This is a genomic window from Acidovorax sp. BLS4 (assembly GCF_032929295.1).
Classification (GTDB): Bacteria; Pseudomonadota; Gammaproteobacteria; order Burkholderiales; family Burkholderiaceae_C; genus Paracidovorax.
In genome coordinates, this window is the sequence record NZ_CP136797.1 from 2673955 (window position 1) to 2691453 (window position 17499).

At 71.2% G+C, this 17499-nt stretch carries 16 protein-coding genes; 5 read left to right on the top strand and 11 right to left on the bottom strand.

What is annotated here, in order from left to right; all coding sequences use genetic code 11:
• Positions 1–7: 7 nt before the first annotated feature.
• Positions 8–1483, bottom strand: a complete 1476-nt coding sequence (locus R1Z03_RS12435; RefSeq protein WP_317360146.1) for an efflux transporter outer membrane subunit — start codon at positions 1481–1483, stop codon at positions 8–10.
• Positions 1484–1507: 24 nt separating this feature from the next.
• Complete coding sequence (locus R1Z03_RS12440; protein WP_284430631.1) at positions 1508–2191, bottom strand: CerR family C-terminal domain-containing protein; 684 nt, start codon at positions 2189–2191, stop codon at positions 1508–1510.
• A gap of 201 nt (positions 2192–2392) precedes the next feature.
• Here R1Z03_RS12440 and R1Z03_RS12445 point away from each other — a divergent pair, with 201 nt between their 5' ends.
• Both R1Z03_RS12445 and R1Z03_RS12450 read left to right on the top strand, forming a co-directional pair.
• A complete protein-coding gene (locus R1Z03_RS12445) occupies positions 2393–4270 on the top strand; it encodes a methyl-accepting chemotaxis protein (RefSeq protein WP_317360151.1) in 1878 nt (625 codons plus the stop codon).
• 89 nt (positions 4271–4359) lie between these two features.
• On the top strand, positions 4360–4626 hold the full coding sequence (locus R1Z03_RS12450; RefSeq protein ID WP_317360154.1) for a hypothetical protein: 267 nt from the start codon (positions 4360–4362) through the stop codon (positions 4624–4626).
• A gap of 116 nt (positions 4627–4742) precedes the next feature.
• Here R1Z03_RS12450 and ssuD read toward each other — a convergent pair whose 3' ends face one another.
• Genes ssuD through R1Z03_RS12465 form a run of 3 tightly spaced genes read right to left on the bottom strand, consistent with a single transcriptional unit; the run spans position 4743 to position 8363 of the window.
• Entirely contained in the window at positions 4743–5933 is a 1191-nt protein-coding gene (gene ssuD, locus R1Z03_RS12455; protein WP_317360157.1) for an FMNH2-dependent alkanesulfonate monooxygenase, read from the bottom strand.
• Positions 5930–7111, bottom strand: coding sequence for a sigma-54 dependent transcriptional regulator (locus R1Z03_RS12460; protein ID WP_317360160.1), 1182 nt, complete (start codon positions 7109–7111; stop codon positions 5930–5932). Before R1Z03_RS12460 ends, ssuD begins: the two co-directional genes overlap by 4 nt.
• 40 nt (positions 7112–7151) lie before the next feature.
• Positions 7152–8363: an acyl-CoA dehydrogenase family protein gene (locus R1Z03_RS12465; RefSeq protein WP_284409747.1), complete on the bottom strand. Its 1212-nt coding sequence runs from the start codon at positions 8361–8363 to the stop codon at positions 7152–7154.
• Between the two features lie 430 nt (positions 8364–8793).
• On the opposite strand from R1Z03_RS12465, the gene R1Z03_RS12470 reads away from it, so the two are divergent.
• The 3 genes from R1Z03_RS12470 to R1Z03_RS12480 are packed head-to-tail and all read left to right on the top strand — an operon-like array spanning position 8794 to position 11495.
• Complete coding sequence (locus R1Z03_RS12470) at positions 8794–9792, top strand: aliphatic sulfonate ABC transporter substrate-binding protein (protein ID WP_317360162.1); 999 nt, start codon at positions 8794–8796, stop codon at positions 9790–9792.
• Positions 9793–9799: 7 nt separating this feature from the next.
• Complete coding sequence (locus R1Z03_RS12475; protein WP_317360164.1) at positions 9800–10642, top strand: ABC transporter permease; 843 nt, start codon at positions 9800–9802, stop codon at positions 10640–10642.
• Positions 10643–10649: 7 nt separating this feature from the next.
• Positions 10650–11495, top strand: coding sequence for an ABC transporter ATP-binding protein (locus tag R1Z03_RS12480; RefSeq protein ID WP_317360168.1), 846 nt, complete (start codon positions 10650–10652; stop codon positions 11493–11495).
• Positions 11496–11680: 185 nt separating this feature from the next.
• Here the strand turns inward: R1Z03_RS12480 and R1Z03_RS12485 are convergent, their stop codons facing one another.
• From R1Z03_RS12485 to R1Z03_RS12510, 6 genes are all read right to left on the bottom strand, one after another.
• On the bottom strand, positions 11681–12343 hold the full coding sequence (locus R1Z03_RS12485) for a methionine ABC transporter permease (RefSeq protein ID WP_272566552.1): 663 nt from the start codon (positions 12341–12343) through the stop codon (positions 11681–11683).
• Positions 12315–13529 carry an ATP-binding cassette domain-containing protein gene (locus tag R1Z03_RS12490; protein ID WP_317360172.1) on the bottom strand — a complete coding sequence of 405 codons (1215 nt, stop codon included), beginning with the start codon at positions 13527–13529 and terminating at the stop codon, positions 12315–12317. The genes R1Z03_RS12485 and R1Z03_RS12490 overlap by 29 nt, the downstream gene beginning before the upstream one ends.
• Complete coding sequence (locus tag R1Z03_RS12495; protein WP_317360175.1) at positions 13526–14356, bottom strand: MetQ/NlpA family ABC transporter substrate-binding protein; 831 nt, start codon at positions 14354–14356, stop codon at positions 13526–13528. The genes R1Z03_RS12490 and R1Z03_RS12495 overlap by 4 nt, the downstream gene beginning before the upstream one ends.
• Positions 14353–15168, bottom strand: coding sequence for a MetQ/NlpA family ABC transporter substrate-binding protein (locus R1Z03_RS12500; protein WP_317360177.1), 816 nt, complete (start codon positions 15166–15168; stop codon positions 14353–14355). The genes R1Z03_RS12495 and R1Z03_RS12500 overlap by 4 nt, the downstream gene beginning before the upstream one ends.
• A gap of 80 nt (positions 15169–15248) precedes the next feature.
• A complete protein-coding gene (locus R1Z03_RS12505; RefSeq protein WP_317360179.1) occupies positions 15249–16079 on the bottom strand; it encodes a MetQ/NlpA family ABC transporter substrate-binding protein in 831 nt (276 codons plus the stop codon).
• Positions 16076–17497: an LLM class flavin-dependent oxidoreductase gene (locus R1Z03_RS12510; protein ID WP_317360181.1), complete on the bottom strand. Its 1422-nt coding sequence runs from the start codon at positions 17495–17497 to the stop codon at positions 16076–16078. Before R1Z03_RS12510 ends, R1Z03_RS12505 begins: the two co-directional genes overlap by 4 nt.
• Positions 17498–17499: the final 2 nt, after the last annotated feature.

The window sequence follows — 17499 nt, forward strand, 5'->3', positions numbered from 1 at the left end:
TGGCGGCTCACTGGGCGGGCGTGGCGGAAGGGGCCAGGGTCGATGGGGGCAGGGGCGCCGCAGCGGCGGCCTGCGGGGTGGCCTCGGCCTCCCAGCCGCCGCCCGCCGCGCGGTACAGGCCGATCCAGGCTGCCATGCGCTCCTGCCGCAGGGTGATGAGCGCGGTCTCGGAGGCCAGCGCCGTGCGGCGCGAATCCTCCAGCTCGACCAGGCTGGCCAGCCCGCCGCGCCAGCGCGCCTCGGTGGCGGTGAACGAGGCGCGGTAGCCGTCCGCGGCGCGCTGCGCATCGGTGCTGCGCGCGGCGGTGCTGGCCAGGCGCACCAGCGCCTGCTCGACCTCGCTCACGGCCTGGCGCACCGTGCCGCGGTACTGCTGCACGGCCGCGTCGTACTGCGCCTGGGCGGAATCCACCTGCGCCGCGCGCCGGCCCGCATCGAAGATCGGCAGCGACAGCCCCACCGGCCCGATGGACCAGGTGTTGGAGGTGATGCTGGCCTCCCCCGTGCGCACCCAGCCGCGGCCCACCGAGCCGCTGAGCGTGAGGCGCGGCAACTGCTGGGCGCGGGCGCTGCCCACGTCGGCGCTGGTGGCCGCCACCTCGCGCTCGGCCGCGTACACGTCGGGCCGCTGGGCCAGCACGCGCGCCGGCAGGGCCTCGATGGCGAAGAGCGCGTCGGGCGCCGGTGCCAGCGGCGCGGCGGCGGCGCGGGCGCGCAGCGCGGATTCGTCCCGGCCGGTGAGGGCCACCAGGGTCTTGAGATCGATCTCGCAGGCCATGCGCTGCTGCTCGGCGCGCACGCGGCCCTCGGCCTCGCTGGCCTGCGCCAGGGCGAGCGTGGCGGGGGCGGTGAAGCCGGCCCGCTCGCTCAGGCGCGACAGCTGCGCGGTCTGCCCGCGCGAAGCGGCATCGGAGGCGGCCACCTCCGCCAGCGCCAGGCACTGGCGCCAGCTGCTGTACTGCGTGGCGACCTCGGCCGCGACGGAAACGCGGGCCTCGTGCCACTGCGCCTGGGCGCCGGCCAGCCGCTGCAGCGCGGCCTGGTTGGCGGCGGCGTTGCCGCCGAACAGGTCCACCTCCCAGCTGGCCTGCAGCGCGGCCTGGGCCGTGCTGGCCAGGCCGCCCACCTGCTCGTTCACGCCGCGGCTGGCGCTGGCCTGCCCGTCCAGCGAGGGCAGCAGCGCGGCGCGCGCGCTCACCCGGGCCGCGCGGGCCTGCGCCAGGCGCGCCCGGGCCTGCGCCACGCTCGGGCTGATGTCCTGCGCCGAGGCGATCAGCTCGGCCAGCAGCGGGTCGCCGGCGCGCTCCCACCAGCGGGCCAGGTCGGCCACGCTGCCCTCGTGGGGCAGCGGCGCCTGCCAGCCGGCGGGCGTGGGGGCCTCCACGCGCGGGGCGGGGCTGGGAACGGCGCAGGCGGCCAGCCACAGGGGCAGGGCGAGGGCCAGCAGGGCGCGGGAGGGGCGGTGCGTTGGGGGTGTTTTCATGGGCAACCAGAAAAAGGCATGGCGCTAGCGGGGGGCCGCGGCCGGCGCGCGCAGCGCCTGCTCGGCCGCCACCATGGCGAGCGCGTATTCGGTGAGCCGGCCGGTCCAGGCGTCCACGGCTTCGGGGGTGGCCAGCAGTTGCGGCTCCATCGCGGCCAGCACCTCCTGCTGGCACCAGATCTGGAAGGCCAGGCCGGTGATGGCCAGCACCAGCCGGTGCAGGTCGTCGTCGGGGCCGGCCACGCCCAGGTGCCGGCCCAGCAGCCGCACCATGGCGTCATGGGGCTGGCGCACGTCCTGCTCCAGTTCCTTTTCCCACTGGCTGGTGGGCTCCAGCATCTCGCGGATGTGCAGCCGCATGAACTGGCGCGCCATCTCGCCGTGCTGCAGCGGGGCCAGCACCCCGCGGAAGTAGCGCTGCATCGCCTCGCGCAGGTCGAGCCCGTCGCGGGTGAAGTCCGCCACCAGCGAGGGCATGTCGCCGAACGGTTCGGAAAACAGCGCGGCATACAGCGCTGCCTTGTCGCCGAAGTAGTAGCTCACGGCCGCCACGTTGGCCTGGGCGGCCTGCGCGATGGCGCGGATCGACGTCTTGGCGTAGCCGTGCTCGGCGAACAGCCGCAGCGCCGCATGCAGCAGCCGCAGGCGGGCCGTGGGGGTGCCGGCGGCGGCGTCGGCCGGGGCGGCGGGAGGGTGGGGGGGAGACATCGCGGCGGATTAGACCACGATAAATCAAACGTTTGTTTTAAATCTCGGGGCCGCCGTGGGCGGCGGGCGTGGCCGAGCCGACACACCGGTCGAAATCAACCGGGTAGCCGACATTTTTTGTCGGCTTTTTCTGGCAAACTTTTTGTTGCAAACGGTGTGGGGTTGTGGTCCGCCGTGGACCGGTTCAATCAAGGGGTTGGCATGTTCAGGAATCTTTCCATCCGGGTGGCGCTGCTGCTGGTGCTGCTGTTCTTCACCGGCGCGCTGCTGGTCTCGGTGGGGGTGGGCTGGGTGGGCACCCGCGCCGGCGTGATGGCCGGCGAAGTGCAGGACCGCACGACCCGCGACATGCTCGCGCTCAAGCAGGCCGAGATCCGCATGTGGGACAACCGCGTCGCCCTGGCCGTGGGCCACCGCAACGTGCTGCGCGGCGACCCGCCCGACAGCGTGCGGTCGCAGACCACGCGCGCCGAGAAATCCATGCAGGAGGCGCGCCCCATCCTGCAGTCCGTGGCGCAGGGCCTGCCCGCCGACTGGGCGCAGGAGCGCCAGCTCGCCACGGCGATGGTCACCGCCTTCGACGCCTACGCCGCCCTGGTGCAGCGCGGCGCCGTGGGCCTGGCCGGCGGCAACGAGGCCGAATACAGCGGCAAGGAGATCGTCGCCCAGCGCAACAAGCTGCTGGCGGACATGGAGGGGCTGATGAAGCAGCTCTTCGATGCCGAAGGCCAGCGCGGCAATGCCCTGCAGGCGCAGTCGGTGCGGCTGCTGCAGATCGCCGAGATCGCGGCCGGCGTGCTGGTGGTGGTGGGCGTGGTGCTGGCGGTCCTGTGCTGGGTGTTCATCCGCCGCAACGTGCTGGCGCCGCTGGACGACGCCGGCGCGCTGCTGGAAAAGGTCGCCCAGGGCGACCTCACCACGCGCATCGAGGTGCGCTCGTCCAACGAGATCGGCCGCCTGATGGGCGCCGCGCGCACCATGCAGGAGGGCCTGGCGCGCATGGTCACGCAGGTGCGCCAGGGCGTGGAGGAGATCCACACCGGCTCGCGCGAGATCGCGCTGGGCAACGGCGACCTGAGCGGGCGCACCGAGCAGCAGGCCGCGTCGCTGGAGGAAACCGCCGCCAGCATGGAGCAGCTGTCGTCCACCGTGAAGCAGAACGCCGACAGCGCGCGCCAGGCCAACCAGCTGGCCGCCAGCAGCATGGCGGTGGCCCAGCGCGGCGGCGCGGCGGTCGGCGAGGTGGTGGCGACGATGCAGGAGATCGCGGGCAGCTCGCGCCGCATCGCGGACATCGTCGCGGTGATCGACGGCATCGCCTTCCAGACCAACATCCTCGCGCTGAACGCGGCCGTGGAAGCGGCGCGTGCCGGCGAGCAGGGCCGGGGCTTCGCCGTGGTGGCCAGCGAGGTGCGGGCCCTGGCCCAGCGCAGCGCCACCGCCGCCAAGGAGATCAAGGGCCTGATCGACGAGTCGGTGGGCAAGGTGGGCGCGGGCTCGGCCCAGGTGGAGCGCGCGGGCGCGACCATGCAGGAGATCGTGGCCTCGGTGCAGCGCGTGACGGACATCATGGGCGAGATCTCGGCCGCGTCCACCGAGCAGTCCTCGGGCATCGACCAGGTGAACCAGGCCGTGGTGCAGATGGACCAGGCCACGCAGCAGAACGCGGCGCTGGTGGAAGAGTCGGCGGCGGCGGCCTCGTCGCTGGAAGAGCAGGCCAAGCGCCTGCGCGAGGCCGTGTCGCAGTTCCGCGTGGACGCCGGGGCGGTGCCGCTGGCGGCGGTGGCGGCCGCGCCTTCGCGCAGTGCGGCCCCGGTCGCGGCACCCGCCCGTGTGGCGGCCCAGCCGGTGCCGCCGCGCCCGGCCGTCTCGGCCACGCCTTCGCCCGCTGCGGCCGCATCGCCGGCACCGAAGCCGGCTGCGAAATCCGCGGCTCCCTCCACCGCCAAACCCGCCGCGAACGCGCCCGCGCTGTCCGCCCCCGCCACCAAGTCCAAGGCGCCTGCCGCGCCGGCACCGGCGGCCCCTCGGGCCACTGCGCCGTCATCGCGGTCGGACGATGATTGGGAAACCTTCTAGGACGATCTAGCACCCTCCGTGCATGCTTTGGGTGCCGAAGCGGGGGGCTGTCAGCGCAAGCGGGCCGTGGGTGCAATTTCAGGAAACCGATGAAATCCTCCAAGTACGAACGACTGGGCTACTGGACATGCGTGCTGATCCTCGCGGGTTTTGCTTTGGCATGTTCGATGGGCATTGCCAACAGCTTGAGTTCGGGAAAAGTGCAGGCGCTTTCAAAAGCGGGTGCTGGGCGCACCATTTTTCAGTCTTCAGATCCCGTCGGGTTTTACGCCGCGCTGGTGCCGTACATGCTCATCTGCGCGGCTTTCGCATGGGGGGCGCATTGGATTTGGTCAACGTACCTTCGCCGACAGTAATGGTCGCCGACACGCGTTGGACTCGCTTGCGAAAGAGGCGTGGCCGTTCCGTGAATCGCCATCGGATCTTGGTGTTTGCTATTAATTAAATGGCTGATATGGCTTTTTCCAGCGGTTTATAGAGCGGTCTCCGGCACAGGCGCTGCCGCTGATTCCGCCGCCGGCCGGCTCGCCCGGATGTCGAACGCGCCGCCGGTCAGCGACTGGTCGCGCAGCGTCACCGCCTGCCGGCCGGGCAGCAGCGGAAACACCAGCTCGGCGAAGCGGATGGCTTCTTCCAGGTGCGGGTAACCCGAGAGCACGAAGCGGTCCACGCCCACGTCCACGTATTCCTGCAGCCGCTCGGCCACCTCCTGCGCATTGCCCACCAGCGAGGTGCCCGCGCCACCGCGCACCAGGCCCACGCCGGCCCACAGGTTGGGGCCCACCACCAGCCGGTCGCGCCGGCCGCCGTGCAGCGCGGCCATGCGGCGCTGGCCCTCGGAATCCATGCGCGCGTAGTTCTGCTGGGCGCGGGCGATGTCGTCGTCGGTCAGCCGGCTGATGAGGCGGTCGGCATCGGCCCAGGCCTCTTCGCTGGTCTCGCGCACGATGACGTGCAGGCGCACGCCGAAGCGCAGCGGGTGCCGGTCGAGGTCGCGGCCTGCGGCGGCGGCGCGGGCGCGCACGTCGGCGATCTTCCCGGCCACGGCGGCGGGTGGCTCGCCCCAGGTCAGGTAGGCATCGACATGGCGCGCGGCCAGCGCGTGCGCGGCAGGCGACGAGCCGCCGAAGTACAGCGGCGGGTAGGGCTGCGTGGCCGGCGTGAAGAAGTTCTGCGCGCCCTGCACCTTCAGGTACCGGCCTTCGAAGTCGACCTTCTCGCCCTGCAGCAGCCGGCGCCAGAGGGTCAGGAACTCGTCGCTGGCGGCGTAGCGCTCGTCGTGGCTGTAGAACACGCCGTCGGCCGCCAGCTCGGTCGCATCGCCGCCGGGCACCACGTTCAGCAGCAGGCGGCCGGGGCCCAGGGCCTGATCGAGCGAGGCGGCCTGCCGCGCCGACGCGGTGGGGTTGCCCAGCGAGGTGCGCAGGGCCACCAGCAGCTTGATGCGCTGGGTGACGGGCACCAGGCTGGCGGCGGTCACCCACGGGTCCAGGCACGAGCTGCCGGTGGGAATGAGCAGGCCGTCGTAGCCCAGCTGCTCGGAGGTCACCGCGATCTGGCGCAGGTAGGCATTGGTGGGCGCGCGGCCGAAGTCGGAGGTGCCCAGGTAGCGCGTGTCGCCCGAGGTGGGCAGGAACCAGAAGAGGTCGGGGGTCGGACTCATGGGGAAGGGCTTTCGGAATCGGTGTCGGATGGGAATTCGGCGGGTGGCGCGCCCGCATCGGCGCCGGCGCGGCGCGGCGCGCCGACCTCGCCCAGGCGGATGAGCCGCGCGCGCACCACGTTGCGGCTCAGGCCCAGCACGCGTGCGGCCTCGCTCTGGCTGTAGTGGCACCAGCGGAAGACTTCCAGCAGCACGGCGTCTTCCACCGTCTGGTAGAGCGCGGGCACATGCGCTTCGCACAGCTGGCGCACGGCCTGGCGCAGCAGCGGCAGGCCCGGGGGCGAGGGGTTCGGCGCCTGCGGCGGCGCCGCTGGCGCCGCTGGCGCCGGGGCTTCGGGCTCGGTGCCCGGCCGCGTGGTGCCGGACAGCCGCAGATCGGCGGCGTCCAGCGTGCGGCCATCGCCCAGCAGCAGCGTGCGGTGGATGGTGTTTTCCAGCTCGCGCACGTTGCCGGGCCAGGGCGCCTGCTGCAGCGCGCGTTCGGCGGCGGGTGTGAGCTGCGGGCGCGGGTAGCCCAGGCGCCGGCTGTAGGCGTCGATGAAATGGCGCGCCAGCGGCACGATGTCGCCCGGGCGCTCGCGCAGCGTGTGCACCTCCAGGCTCACCACGTTCAGGCGGTAGTACAGGTCCTTGCGAAAGCGCTGCTGCAGCACCAGCGCCTGCAGGTCCACCGACGCGGCGGCCACGATGCGCACGTCGATGGGAATGGGCTGGCGCCCGCCCACGCGCACCACCTCGCGCTGCTGCAGCACGCGCAGCAGCTTGTTCTGCACGGCCAGCGGCAGGTCGTTCACCTCGTCCAGGAAGATGGTGCCGCCATGGGCTTCCTCGAACCAGCCGGGCTGCGCCCCGAAGGCGCCGGGGAAGGCGCCGCTTTCATGGCCAAACAGCTCCGAGTCCACCAGCGCTTCGGAGAACGCGCCGCAGCCCACGGCCACGAAGGGCGCGGCGCTGCGCGGGCTGCGGCTGTGCAGGTAGCGCGCGATCAGTTCCTTGCCGGTGCCGCTCTCGCCGGTGATCAGCACGCCGGCGTCGCTGGGCGCCACCTGCTCCACCTCGGCCAGCAGCGCCTTGGAGCGCGGGTCTTCGAAGATCCACGCCAGGCCGGCCTCGGGGGCGGCGGGCGTGGCGGTGGCGGTGCGGGCCGGTGCGGCGGGCCATGCGGGGAGGGTCGCCATGGTCTTCAGCCTGGAGTTTGAAAGCGATCGTGCCGGGCGATCACGAATAGAACGACGGCGCCGGCACCCTGGCGTGCAGCGCCCAGTCGCCCAGCTCCTGCAGCTTGTAGTCCACCGGGTCGTGCAGCGTCTGCGTGCGCAGGTTGCGCCAGAAGCGGTCCAGCCGCAGCGCGCCGTGCGTGGCGCGCGCGCCGGTGGTCTCGAAAAGCCGGCTGGTCACGTCCAGCCCCACGCGGGTGGAGGCCACCTTGGCCGTTGCCACGGCCACCGCCACGCGGCCCCGGCCTTCGGCGTCCAGCGCGTCGCCTTGCGCCCAGGCCGCATCGAACGTGGCGGCGGCCTGCGCGGCCAGCAGGCGCACGCTCTCCAGCCCGACGAAGAATTCGCCGTAGTGCGACTGGATGTACGGGTCTTCGCTGGCGCGTTCGGCGGGCGAGCGGAACCAGGGGCGCGACTCGTTCAGCGTGTAGTGCCGCGCCTGCGCGAACGCGCCCTCGGCCAGGCCCAGGAACAGGTGCACGAACACCAGCTGCGCCAGCAGCGGCCGCAGCGACGAGCGCGGCGTGGTCAGCGGGCCGGGGTCGCGCAGCAGCTCGCTGCCCTCCACGCGCACGTTCTCGAACAGGGCGCTGCCGCTGTCGGTCTGGCGCTGGCCGAAGCTGTTCCAGTCGCCGTTCAGGGTGATGCCTGCGCGGGCCGTGGGAATGGCGGCGATCAGCAACTGGCCGGTGTGTTCGTCGATGCCCGAGGCGACCAGCATCTCGGAATCCAGCGCGCCCGAGCAAAAGCTCTTCTTGCCCGAGAAGTCGTACCAGTCGCCGATGCGGCGCACGGCGGTGCGCGTGTCCAGCGGGTTGAGCGCGTTGCCCCAGAACCATTGCTTGCGCGCTGTCTGCTCCAGCCATGGCACCCACTGTTCGGGCCGCGCGAACAGGCGCACGGTGGCCAGCAGCAGGTGGTGAAAGCCGTAGACGTGGGCCAGCGAGCTGTCGGCCTGCGCGAGGGTGCGCACGGTCTGCAGCGTGGTCGCCCAGTCGGCGCCCTGGCCGCCCTGCGCGGTGGGGATGGAGAGCGACAGCAGGCCGCTGGCGCGCAGCGCATCGCGCTCGGCCTTCGGCGTGCCGCCGCGGGCATCGCGCTCGGCAGCGGTGGCGGCGAAGCGGTCGGCCAGCGCCTGGGCGGTGGGCAGGGGCGAGGCGGGTGCCGTGGGCGGGGCTTCGGGCGGGTGCAGTTGGGGGTCGCGTGAGGACATGGGTGGGGCGCCGGCAAAGGGGTGGGGGCGGTCAGGGGCCAGGGGCGCCCGCCGCCGCGAGTGGGTCCAGTGTGCGCAGGCGCGCGGGCTCGCCACATGCGGAATTCGCGCGTGCTTATGCGGTTTTTGGCCGATGCGCGCGCCGCGGCCTGCCGGGCGGGCATGGGGCGCGGTGCAACCCGCGTCGCCGTGGGTTGCACCGGCCCGCCGCGCCGTGCGCGCAGCGGCCTGCTGGGTGATTCGTGCGCAATTTGCTGCTTGCCTGCGGCGGCTGGTGCAGGCCAGCCGGCCGGTTTTCAGGGGCGCGTCAGGGGCACGCCAGGGGCGGCAGGTTTCTCATAAAAATAGACGAATAACGTTCTTGGCCGTGCGGCAAGCCGCGCCCGATACTGCGCCGCACCCTCACCGCATTCACCGGGAACCCACCACCATGCAACGACGCACCCTGCTGTCGGCCGGCGCCGCAGCGCTGGCCGGGCCCCTGGCCTCGCACACCGCGCACGCCGCGCAGCCGCTCAAGGAACTGCGCCTGGACTACGCCACCTATTCGCCCTCCAGCCTGGTGCTGCGCCGCTTCGGCTGGCTGGAAGAGTCGTTCAAGCAGGACGGCACGGCCGTGAAGTGGGTGTTCAGCGCGGGCAGCAACCGCGCGCTGGAGTATTTGAATGCGGGCAGCATCGACATCGGCTCGTCGGCCGGGCTGGCCGCGCTGCTGTCCAAGGCCAACGGCAACCCGATCCGGGCACCGTACATCTTCTCGCGCCCTGAATGGACGGCGCTGGTGGTGCGCAAGGATTCGCCCATCCAGTCGGTGAAGGAACTCAAGGGCAAGAAGGTCGCCGCCACCAAGGGCACCGACCCGTACCTCTTTTTGCTGCGTGCGCTGCAGGTGGCCGGTTTGAAGCGCAACGACGTGGAGATCGTCGCGCTGCAGCACGCCGACGGCCGCACCGCGCTGGAGCAGGGCCGCGTGGACGCCTGGGCGGGGCTCGATCCGCTGATGGCCGCCAGCGAGCTGGATGCGGGCTCGCGCCTCATCTACCGCAACGTGGCGTTCAACACCTACGGTTTTTTGAACGTGCGCGAAGAGTTCCTGGCCCAGCGCGCCGCCGAGACGCGCCGCGTGCTGGCCGGCTACGAGCGCGCCCGCCAATGGATCCTGGCCCACACCACCGAGGCGGCCAGGATCCTGTCGGAGGAGGCCAAGGTCAGCCTGGAGGTGGCGCTGCTGCAGCTCAAGCTGCGCACCGATCTGTCCAACCCGCAGCCGTCGCAGGAACACATCGCCGCGCTGCAGGGCGCCGCCCCGCTGCTGTTGTCCGAAGCCCTGGTGCGGCCCGGCACGGCGTTGAACCAAGTGGTCACCGACCTGGTGGACACGCAGTTCGCGCGCAGCGTGACGAATGCGCCGGCGGCGTCGCCGGCCTGACCGCGCCATGTCCGCCCACCCGCAGGAATGGTCCGGCATCGGCCCGGCCGTGGAGACCGCCCGCACCGCACCGCGCCGCCGGGGCTGGAGCGTGCTGGGCACGGGCTGGATCCTGCCGGCCGGGGTGGTGGCCGTGTGGGAAGGCGCCGTGCGCGCCGGCTGGGTCAGCCCGCACCTGCTGCCCGCGCCCACCGAGATCGTGCAAACGTTGATCGCCTTCGGCGGGCAGGGCCTGGCCGGCCATGTGCTCGCCAGCAGCGCGCGCGTGGCGGCGGGCTTTGCCATCGGCACCGTGCTGGCCATCGCCATCGGTGCGCTGGTCGGGCTCTCGCGCCGGGCCGAAGGGCTGCTGGACCCGACCTTCCAGGCGCTGCGCGCCATTCCGTCGCTGGCCTGGGTGCCGCTGCTGCTGCTGTGGCTGGGCATCGACGAGGCGTCCAAGATCGCGCTGATTGCCATCGGCGCGTTCTTCCCGGTCTACATGGGCGTGGCCTCGGGCTTTCGCGACGTGGACCGCAAGCTGGTCGAGGCCGCCCGCATGTACCGGCTGGGCGCCGTCGCCATGGTGCGCCGCGTGCTGCTGCCGGCCGCCCTGCCGGCGGTGCTGACCGGGCTGCGCAACGGCCTGAGCCTGGCGTGGATGTTCATGGTGGCGGCCGAACTCATCGCCGCCACGCGCGGCCTGGGCTACCTGCTGACCGACGGCCGCGAGATGGGCCGCGCCGACATCGTGCTGGCCGCCATCGTGCTGCTGGCGCTGCTGGGCAAGGTCACCGACACGGGCATGGCCTGGCTGGAAAAGCGCCTGCTGGCCTGGCGCGACACCTATGACAGCACTGCGCGGGACTGAACCAACGATGACTGCATTGCAAGACGCCATCGCTCCAGCGTCTCTCGCTGTGGACGGCCCGCTGCTGCAGGCCCAGGATGCGCAGGGCGGCCCGCTGCTGCAGGCCCAGGATGCGAAGGGCGGCCCGCTGCTGCAGGTCCGCGTGCGCCGCAAGGCCTACGGCGACAAGCCCGTGCTGCAGAACGTGCCGCTGGACATCGCCCCCGGCGAGGTGGTCAGCCTCGTGGGCGCCAGCGGCTGCGGCAAGAGCACGCTGCTGCGCATCGTCGCGGGGCTGGACACGCAGTACGACGGCCACGTGCGCCTGGCCGGCGAGCCGCAGCAGGGCATCACGCAGGACATCGGCTTCATCTTCCAGGAGCCGCGCCTGTTCCCCTGGCTCACCGTGGCCGAGAACGTGGCGTTCGATCTGGGCCGCGCCGGGCGCAGTCACCCACAGGTGCGCGAGCTGCTGGCCGAAGTGGGGCTGGCGGGCTTCGAAGACCGCTTGCCGAAGCAGCTGTCCGGCGGCCAGGCGCAGCGCGTGGCCATCGCCCGGGGCCTGTTCACGCGGCCGCGCCTGCTGCTGCTGGACGAACCCTTTTCCGCCGTCGATGCCTTCACCCGCGCGCGGCTGCAGCAACTGCTGGCCGAGGTGGCGCGCCGCCACGGCCTGGCGCTGCTGCTGGTCACGCACGACGTGGACGAGGCGCTCCTCCTGAGCGACCGCGTGGTGGTGCTGGAGGCGCGCGCCGGCGCCGAGCTGCAGGTCATCGACAACCCGCTGCCCCGCCCGCGCCGGCGCGAAGACGAATCGCTGGGCGCCCTGCGCGTGCGGGTGCTGGATGCGCTGCGGCACGCCCACGCGTTCTGACGAACGAGCCGGGGCGCGGCGGCACATCCTCGCACTATATTTTTGATAGCAATATGCCCTAGTTGATCATGCGCTGGAGGCCGATTTGGCTTGTAAATCCCTGGAAGACGGGCTGCTGACGCGCATCCCGTTTCCCCAGGCGTGCAGCCAGCGCCACGGCGGCTCCACCGGTCACCCGCCACGCGCTACCGGCTGCGCAGCCAGCGCACCCACCGGTCGCCGCTGAACTGCACCAGCGACACCAGCGCGATCAGCACGGCGATGACGATCAGCATCACCTGCGTGTCGAAGCGCTGGTAGCCGTAGCGGATAGCCAGGTCGCCCAGCCCGCCCGCGCCCACCGCGCCCGCCATGGCGGACGAGCTGATCAGCGCCACCAGCGTGATGGTGAAGCCGCCGACGATGCCGGGCAGCGCCTCGGGCAGGTACACGTGCCAGACGATGTGCCACTTGCGGCAGCCCATGGCCTGCGCGGCCTCGATCAGGCCGGGGTCCACCTCGCGCAGGCTCACCTCGGCGATGCGCGCGAAGAACGGCGTGGCACTGATGGCCAGCGGCACGATGGCCGCCCACACGCCGATGGTGGTGCCGGTGACCAGCCGCGTGAACGGAATCAGCGCCACCAGCAGCACGATGAAGGGCGTCGCCCGAAAGCCGTTGACCACGCTGCCCACGCCGCGGTGGATGCGCGGCGAGGCGAGGAACCCGCCGGGCGCGGTCACGATCAGCAGCACCGCCAGCGGAATGCCCGCCACGAAGGCGATGGCGGCCGACGTGCCCACCATCGTCAGCGTGTCGAGAAACGCCTGGGTGTAGCGCTCAAAGGGAATGCTCAACGTCAGCGACATGGCCGATCACCTCGATGGAATGGGCAATGGCGCCAGGGCCTTGCACCAGATGGACGAAATCAGGCAGCGTCACCGTGCCGGGCAGCGACACGATGAGCCGGCCCTGCGCATGGCCGCGAATGCGGTCCACGCCGCCGTGCACCAGCCTGACGGGGCTGTGCAGGGCCTGGGCGATGCGCGCGAAGTCGGGCTCCAGCCCGCCCTCGCCGGTGTAGCCCAGGCGCAGGATGCGCTGGTAGCCGCCGTGTGCCGGTGGCTCGGCCTGCAGCCGCCCCTGCAGATCGTCGGGCAGGCCGTGCTGCAGCGGCGCCAGCAGCGCGCGCGTGGCGTCGTGCTGTGGCGCGCCGAACACCTTCCACACCTCGCCCTGCTCGGCGATGCGGCCCTGCTCCAGCACCAGCACCTGGTCGGCGATCTCGCGGATCACGCTCATCTCGTGCGTGATGAGGATGACGGTGATCCCTAAGCGCCGGTTGATGTCGCGCAGCAGCTGCAGGATGGCATGCGTGGTCTCCGGGTCCAGCGCCGAGGTGGCCTCGTCGCACAGCAGGATCTCCGGCGCCGTGGCCAGCGCCCGGGCAATGCCCACGCGCTGCTTTTGCCCACCCGACAGGCGCGCGGGGTAGGTGCGGTGCTTGTCCGAGAGGCCCACCAGGGCCAGCAGCTCCTCGACCCGCTGGTGGATGGCGGCGGGCCGCCAGCCGGCCACGCGCAGCGGCAGGGCCACGTTGTCGTACACCGTCTTGGCGGCCAGCAGGTTGAAGTGCTGGAAGATCATGCCGATGCGCCGGCGCAAGGCCACCAGGCCGTCGTCGTCCAGCGTGGCGATGTCGGTGCCATCCACCCGCACGCGGCCCGAGGTGGGCGATTCCAGCCGGTTGATGGTGCGCAGCAGGCTCGATTTGCCCGCGCCGCTGCGCCCGATGATGCCGAAGATGCTGCCGGCCGGGATCTGGAGGCTGATGTCCTCCAGCGCCGCCACCGGCCCGGCGGACGACGCGTACACCTTGCCGAGCTGCTCGAAGATCACGGAGCCTGATGCAGCGCCGGCCTCCGCCGATGGCGCAGGCGGCGGTGCCGCCCCGGCGCGGGGCTGCGGTGCCCCGGCAGGCGCCGTGGCGGGCGAGGGGGCCGTGCCGGCAGCGCTGCGCCAGACGGGGGAAGGGGAGGCGGCGGTCAGGCTCATGGCGTCTTCCAGGGCAGCGTGTACAGCTTGGGGTCGTTGTTGAAGCGCGCGGACACCACCTCGCGCACCTTGGGCGACTGCTGGAACAGCTGCACGAAGCGGGCGATCTTCGGGTCCTGCACCTTGTCCTTGCGCGCGACGAAGCCCATGGCATAGAACGAGTCGTCAATGCCCGAATACAGCAGCGCGCGGCTGGCCTGCTCCTTCTTGCCGGCGTTGACGAAGTAGCTGGGCCACACCACGGCCAGGTCCACGTCCTGCAGCGAGTGGATGAGCTGCGGGCCCTCGATCTCATAGAAGCGCAGTTTCTTCGGGTTCTCGACCACATCGTTCACGCTGGCACCCACGGCGTTGCCCTGGCGCAGCTTGATGAGCCCGGCCTTCTGCAGCAGCAGCAGGCCGCGCCCCTGGTTCACCGGGTCGTTCGCCACCGACACCTTGGCGCCGTCGGGCACGTCCTGCAGGCGCTGGATGCGGTTGGAATAGATGCCGATGTTCTGCAGCAGGCCCAGGCCCACCAGCTGCAGCGCATAGCCGCGCTCCTGGATGGCGTTGTTCAAAAACGCCTGGTGCTGGAAGAAGTTCAGGTCGATGTCACCGTTGTTCACCGCCTCGTTGGGCAGCGTCCAGTCGGTGAACTCGACCAGCTTCACCTCCAGGCCCTGGGCCTTGGCCTCGGCCACCACGGCCTCCACCGCGTCGGAGGTGACGCCGGGCGTGGAGCCGATGCGGATCACGTCGGCCGCGTGCGCGGTGAGGGCGGAGGCGGCCAGCAGCCAGCCCAGGGCGGCGGCCTTGAAGTGGAAGAAGCGGGGCGCGCGCATCATTGCTGGGTCCAGGTCAGCACGTACAGGCGCTTGTCGCCCGCGAAGGCGCGGTCGATGGCCGCCTTCACCGCGTCGGAGTTCTGGAACACCTTCACGAACTTCTGGATCACCGGGTCCTGCGTGCGGTTGGCCTTGACCACGAACTGGATGGCGAAGCGCGCGTCTTCCACGCCCGAATACGCCAGCCCGCTGGACGGATCGAACGCCTTCGACGCCACGATGAAGTGCGGGTAGCCCTGGGCGAGGTCCACGTCCCCGGTGATGCGCACCAGCTGCGGGCCTTCCACCTCGACGAACTTCAGCTTCCTGGGGTTCTGCACGATGTCGTCCACCGTGCCGACGAAGCCCACCCCGGGCTTGAGCTGGATGAGCCCCGCCTTTTGCAGCAGCAGCAGGCCGCGGCCCTGGTTCACCGGGTCGTTGGCCAAGCCGACCTTGCCACCCACCGGCACCTCGTTGATGGTCTTGTGCTTGAGCGAATACAGGCCGATGTTGGCCAGAAAGCTCGTGCCCGCGCTGGCCAGCTTGAAACCGTTCTTCTGGATCGCGTTATCGAGGAACGGCTGGTGCTGGAAGAAGTTGATGTCCAGGTCGCCCGAGTCCACCGCCACGTTGGGCGTGGTCCAGTCGGTGAACTCGGTCACCGTGACGTCGATGCCCTGCGCCTTGGCGTCCTTGGCGGCGGCCGCGATGGCGTCGGCATAGACGCCCGGCAGCACGCCGATGCGCAGCTTGTCGGCCGCATGGGCGGGCAGGGCGCCCAGCACGGAGAGGGCGAGGAGGGGGGCGAGAAAGAGGCGATGGAGTGGCATGTCAGGGGCCGCGGCAGGCGGTCGTTGGGGTGGGAGGAATCGAAGGTGAGGAAGGCGTCGGGGGCGAGTCCAGGAATGCGTCAATGCGCGGCCTTGGCGAGCCACGGCAGGCTGTAAAGCCGCTCATTGCCGGCGAAGGATTTGCCGATCTGCGCGCGCACGGCGGGCGAGTCTTGATAGACCTTCACGAAGCGCTGGATGCGCGGGTCCTGCGCGTTGTCCTGGCGCGCGACGAAGCGAATCGCATAGGCCAGATCGTCGATGCCCGAATACAGCAGCGCGCTGCCCGCCACCTGGGGCTTGCCGGCATTGACGTAGTGCGCCGGGTAGCCCTGCGCCAGGTCCAGATCGTCGAGGGCGCGCACCAGCTGCGGGCCTTCGATCTCGGCAAAGCGCAGCTTCTTCGGATTGGCCACGATGTCGTTCACGCTGCCGCGCGCGCCCACCCCGGGTTTGAGCTGAATGAGGCCGGCCTTTTCCAGCAGCAGCAGGCCGCGGCCCTGGTTCACCGGGTCGTTGGCCACGCCCACGCGGGCGCCGTCCTTCAGGTCGGCAAAGCGCTGCACCTTGAGCGAATACAGGCCGATGTTGGGCAGCAGCCCGGTGGCCACGCTGACGAACGCATAGCCGCGCTCGCGGATGGCGTTGTCCAGAAAGGCCTGGTGCTGGAAGTAATTGAGGTCGATGTCGCCCGCGGCCAGCGCGGTGTTGGGCGCGGTCCAGTCGGTGAACTCGATGACCTTCACGTCCAGCCCCTGCTGGCGCGCCTCCTGCGCGGCGACCTGCACGGAATCGGCCAGCGAACCGGGCGTAACGCCGATGCGCAGCGGTGGCGCGGGTGTTTGCGCGGTTGCCGTCGCGGCAGCGAAGGCCGCGAGCCAGGAAAGAAGGCGTTGGACCAGGCGTTTCATGGCTGTGCTTCCAGGGCAGGATGGGGTTGGGGCGGCCGGTGGGCGGCGGCGCTGGGGGCCTGGCGCCGAAACGCATCCGCCGCATGCCGGGCCGGCAGCCGGTCGCCCTCGCCGAACAGGCGGCTGCGCAGCGTGCCTTCGGCGTAGGCGGTCTTGTAGACGCCGCGGCTCTGCAGCTCCGGAATGACGAGGTCGATGAAGTCCTCGTAGCTTTCGGGCACCACGGTGCGGCTGAGGTTGAAGCCGTCCACGCCGGTCTCGGCCACCCACGACTGCAGTTCATCCGCCACCTGCTGCGCATCGCCCACGATGGCGGGGTAGCGGCCGCCCAGCGAGAAGAGTTCGAGCAGCTTGCGGCGCGTCCAGCCGTGCTGCTGGGCCGTGCGGGTGGCCGATTCGATGGCGTTGCCGGGCGAGTAGTCCACCGGCGCGTCCAGGTCGTACTGCGCGAAGTCGATGCCGGTGCTGGCCGCGAAATGCGCCAAACCCGCTTCGCGGCTGGCGTAGCGCAGGTAGTCCGCGTGCTTCTCGCGTGCCTCGGCCTCGGTGCGGCCCACCACCACCGCCGCGCCCACGAAGACCTTCACGTCATCGGGCCGGCGGCCGGCCCGCACCAGTTGCTCGCGCAGGGCCTGCACGGTCTTGCGCGCAGCCTCTTTGTTGGGGGGCGAGATGAACACGCACTCGGCATGGCGCGCCGCGAACTGCTGGCCCCGGCCCGAGCTGCCGGCCTGGAACAGCACCGGCGTGCGCTGCGGCGAAGGCTCGCTGAGGTGGTAGCCCTCCACGTCGAAATAGCGGCCGTGGTGCTGCACTGGGTGCACACGCGCCGGGTCGGCGAACACGCGTGCGGCCTTGTCGCGGCGCACCGCGCCGTCTTCCCAACTGCCCTCCCACAGCTGGTAGAGCACCTCCAGGTATTCGTCGGCGCGCTCGTAGCGCTCATCGTGCGGCAGCTGCTGCGGCTGGCCCATGGCGCGCGCGGCACTGTCGAGGTAGCCGGTGACCACGTTCCAGCCGATGCGCCCGTTTGTCAAATGGTCCAGCGTGGAAAAGCGCCGCGCCAGCAGGTAGGGCGCCTCGTACGACAGGTTCACCGTCACGCCGAAGCCCAGGTGCTGCGTGGCGGCGGCCATGGCCGGCACCAGCAGCAGCGGGTCGTTCACCGGCAGCTGGATGGATTCGCGCAGCGGCACGTCCACGTTGCCCTGGTACACGTCGTAGGTGCCCACGATGTCGGCCAGGAACAGGCCGTCGAACAGGCCCCGCTCCAGCGTGCGGGCCAGATCGGTCCAGTAGGCCAGCGTGCGGTAGTCGGTGCTGCGGTCGCGCGGGTGCGTCCACAGGCCGTGGTTGATGTGGCCCACGCAGTTCATGTTGAACGCGTTGAGCAGGATGTGGCGCTTCGCTTGTGTCACGG

Coding starts and splice junctions, on each gene's coding strand:
- R1Z03_RS12460 (WP_317360160.1), bottom strand. CDS start 7,111: ATGGCGACCCTCCCCGCATGGCCCGCCGCACCGGCCCGCACCGCCACC.
- R1Z03_RS12445 (WP_317360151.1), top strand. CDS start 2,393: ATGTTCAGGAATCTTTCCATCCGGGTGGCGCTGCTGCTGGTGCTGCTG.
- R1Z03_RS12480 (WP_317360168.1), top strand. CDS start 10,650: ATGACTGCATTGCAAGACGCCATCGCTCCAGCGTCTCTCGCTGTGGAC.
- R1Z03_RS12440 (WP_284430631.1), bottom strand. CDS start 2,191: ATGTCTCCCCCCCACCCTCCCGCCGCCCCGGCCGACGCCGCCGCCGGC.
- R1Z03_RS12495 (WP_317360175.1), bottom strand. CDS start 14,356: ATGATGCGCGCGCCCCGCTTCTTCCACTTCAAGGCCGCCGCCCTGGGC.
- ssuD (WP_317360157.1), bottom strand. CDS start 5,933: ATGAGTCCGACCCCCGACCTCTTCTGGTTCCTGCCCACCTCGGGCGAC.
- R1Z03_RS12450 (WP_317360154.1), top strand. CDS start 4,360: ATGAAATCCTCCAAGTACGAACGACTGGGCTACTGGACATGCGTGCTG.
- R1Z03_RS12470 (WP_317360162.1), top strand. CDS start 8,794: ATGCAACGACGCACCCTGCTGTCGGCCGGCGCCGCAGCGCTGGCCGGG.
- R1Z03_RS12465 (WP_284409747.1), bottom strand. CDS start 8,363: ATGTCCTCACGCGACCCCCAACTGCACCCGCCCGAAGCCCCGCCCACG.
- R1Z03_RS12505 (WP_317360179.1), bottom strand. CDS start 16,079: ATGAAACGCCTGGTCCAACGCCTTCTTTCCTGGCTCGCGGCCTTCGCT.
- R1Z03_RS12485 (WP_272566552.1), bottom strand. CDS start 12,343: ATGTCGCTGACGTTGAGCATTCCCTTTGAGCGCTACACCCAGGCGTTT.
- R1Z03_RS12500 (WP_317360177.1), bottom strand. CDS start 15,168: ATGCCACTCCATCGCCTCTTTCTCGCCCCCCTCCTCGCCCTCTCCGTG.
- R1Z03_RS12475 (WP_317360164.1), top strand. CDS start 9,800: ATGTCCGCCCACCCGCAGGAATGGTCCGGCATCGGCCCGGCCGTGGAG.
- R1Z03_RS12490 (WP_317360172.1), bottom strand. CDS start 13,529: ATGAGCCTGACCGCCGCCTCCCCTTCCCCCGTCTGGCGCAGCGCTGCC.
- R1Z03_RS12435 (WP_317360146.1), bottom strand. CDS start 1,483: ATGAAAACACCCCCAACGCACCGCCCCTCCCGCGCCCTGCTGGCCCTC.